Consider the following 2,189-nt stretch of genomic DNA (forward strand, 5'->3'; position numbering starts at 1 on the left):
GCCATGCCGTTTTTTATCCACTATTCACTTTTCAATGTTCAAATTACATCAAGTAACAAGTTGTAACTTTTTGAGCTAAATCTATATATTTCACTTGACTTTTATATAGTTAGCTTTCTCTTATCCTTGAGGGTTTTCTGCATAATAGGCTTCTACTTGTTCATAGGTCATTTTGGAAAAGTCCGGCGCACCTCCCGGAAGACCGTCTCTTGCCTGTCCCGGCTGTGCTCCCTTTACCTGTGGCTTTTCTTCCTGTCGGAACAAAAATTTTGTATCCTCGCTTGTCTTCAACTTCTCAAGCTGTTCGGAAAGTCCGGTCAGGGTTCCGTCCTCAGAAAGCTTTACCGCGTCCAGGTCCAAGAACGGAATGACGGCTTTATTCTGCATGACATTTGCCTTGCTCAGAGCTGTTTCTACCGCATAATCCATCTTTAGTTTTGCGATAGCAGCATCAGCCTGCTTCTTTGCTTCCGCATTAGCCGTCTCAAGCTCTGTAACCTTTGCCTGCAGGCTTTCCGCATCCAACTTCTTTAACTCAGAAAGCTGTTTATCCCGCTCTTTTATCTGGGATTCCAATTGCTTTTTCGCCTCGTTGGTCGCATTAAAATCAGACCTTGCCACAAAGTCCTTTCCAATCTGATCGGAGATTTTTTTGTCCATCTCTTCCGTATAGCTGTCGCCTAACACATCTTTTAACCACTCTAACATTCTGTTTCTCCTTCCTCTGCCGTCCTTTTTATCCGGCCTGTCCCGGTCTGGCAGCCGCTCTGTTTTGTCTCGGAGCACGGGTAATTTTTTGTATAACAAAAGACAGCCCGTAACGGACTGCCTTTGAATAACCTTATATACAGTTTGCTTCCTGAAACGCTTTCAATATCTTTGGGGATTGGATTGCAAACCAGTCAATCATTTCCTCTGATTCCGCCCATGCTCCACCGTAAACCGAAGAGCAATTATCTAGTCCGCTTTGGTACAAAAAAGCATGTATAATCTCATGACGCAATACGGATTTCTGATATGCTTTTAAATCCTTTTTACTATTTTTCTCCCGCTGCATCTCAGCAATTACAATCAGGTTTACTGATGAGTCATGGTATCCGTCGATCCCGTCTAGTTTTGGGTCTTCTGTGATACTTCGATACTCGATTGTATATTCAGTCCCTAAAATATCCACCTTCATATCTTACTCTCTCTTTTTCCCATAAAAAGACCCCGGGCCCGAAGGTTGCCGGAGTACGTTCTTCTATAATCCAGGAATTGTTTCTTTAATTGTCTTCAAAAAATCTTTGGCCTTCGCCATTTTAGAATTGTCCTCTAGATACTCAATACCTCTCTGCGTAATTTTGAGATTCATGAGTTTGATTCCAGGGGCAGTACCCATCCGAGGAACGATTGTAACTCCCGTAACATACCCTTCATTGGAAAGACTTTCCATTATGTTGGTCCAGTACCCGTTGTTGATTTTAAGCGCCTCTGGACCGAATAAGTCAATATCCGGTTCATCCCCACCTCGAAAGCAATCGTATAAATACGACAAAATTCGATATACAATTACGAAATAATCATCTTTGGCCATTGGTTCCCTCCATTTCCTGCAACTTTTATTCTACAAGTATGTTTCCAGGTGTAATATGAATAAAGTTTCCACATTTATTACACTTATATCCCAAGATAACTTCGCCACCATCTACAGCCTCATAAAAGCCCTCTTCGCAGTTATCACACAAAACTTTTTCACCGGAATGAAGCATATTGAGTTTTGATTTTTTATTTTCAGAATTTCCGCCCACTCCTATATCCACCTTTCTTCCAATTCAGCTCAGGATACGCTTTCTTCACTAATCCAATTATATAGCGCTTTTCTGCAAAAGTCAAAGTTGTCCTGTTTTCAGGCGGTGTCAAGTTGTTGTGGAGTTTTTGGTTGACAGATCCAAAATGATTATCATCTAGCTTAGCGGTATGCCTCTGTTCATGCTAAGGCTTCTGATCAGTGTCTGGGTTCCGCTGCTTCCATCGAAAACAGGCTCTCTCCTCTCAAATATGCTGAAATCAATCGCTCCCTCGCAGGCCTCCTCTATGATCCGTTCTGCATATTCACCATAGCTGCCTTTTCCTCTGTCTTTGTCCTTGAAATCCCTCGCTTCTATCTTTCCTCGGTTCTTTATGTATATCCTCTGCTTCGTCAGTTT

At 42.2% G+C, this 2,189-nt stretch carries 5 protein-coding genes; all 5 read right to left on the bottom strand.

All coding sequences use genetic code 11. From position 1 onward, the window contains the following. Window positions 1-120: 120 nt before the first annotated feature. Window positions 121-708 carry a phage scaffolding protein gene (locus H9L42_RS16580; protein ID WP_187304506.1) on the bottom strand — a complete coding sequence of 196 codons (588 nt, stop codon included), beginning with the start codon at window positions 706-708 and terminating at the stop codon, window positions 121-123. A gap of 133 nt (window positions 709-841) precedes the next feature. Further along, window positions 842-1,180, bottom strand: a complete 339-nt coding sequence (locus tag H9L42_RS16585; protein WP_187304507.1) for a hypothetical protein — start codon at window positions 1,178-1,180, stop codon at window positions 842-844. Window positions 1,181-1,243: 63 nt separating this feature from the next. Beyond that, window positions 1,244-1,576 (bottom strand): YjcQ family protein, encoded by a 333-nt coding sequence (locus H9L42_RS16590; RefSeq protein WP_187304508.1) that lies wholly within the window; start codon window positions 1,574-1,576, stop codon window positions 1,244-1,246. Between the two features lie 25 nt (window positions 1,577-1,601). Next, the gene (locus H9L42_RS16595; protein WP_187304509.1) at window positions 1,602-1,802 is read right to left on the bottom strand and encodes a hypothetical protein; all 201 of its coding nucleotides are present in this window, start codon (window positions 1,800-1,802) and stop codon (window positions 1,602-1,604) included. Between the two features lie 144 nt (window positions 1,803-1,946). Beyond that, window positions 1,947-2,189 (bottom strand): hypothetical protein (locus H9L42_RS16600; protein ID WP_187302588.1); only part of this gene is annotated, 243 nt, incomplete at its 5' end.

The organism is Zhenpiania hominis, from assembly GCF_014333425.1.
Taxonomy (GTDB): Bacteria; Bacillota; Clostridia; order Peptostreptococcales; family Anaerovoracaceae; genus Hominibacterium; species Hominibacterium hominis.

Coding starts and splice junctions, on each gene's coding strand:
- H9L42_RS16585 (WP_187304507.1), bottom strand. CDS start 1,180: ATGAAGGTGGATATTTTAGGGACTGAATATACAATCGAGTATCGAAGT.
- H9L42_RS16580 (WP_187304506.1), bottom strand. CDS start 708: ATGTTAGAGTGGTTAAAAGATGTGTTAGGCGACAGCTATACGGAAGAG.
- H9L42_RS16590 (WP_187304508.1), bottom strand. CDS start 1,576: ATGGCCAAAGATGATTATTTCGTAATTGTATATCGAATTTTGTCGTAT.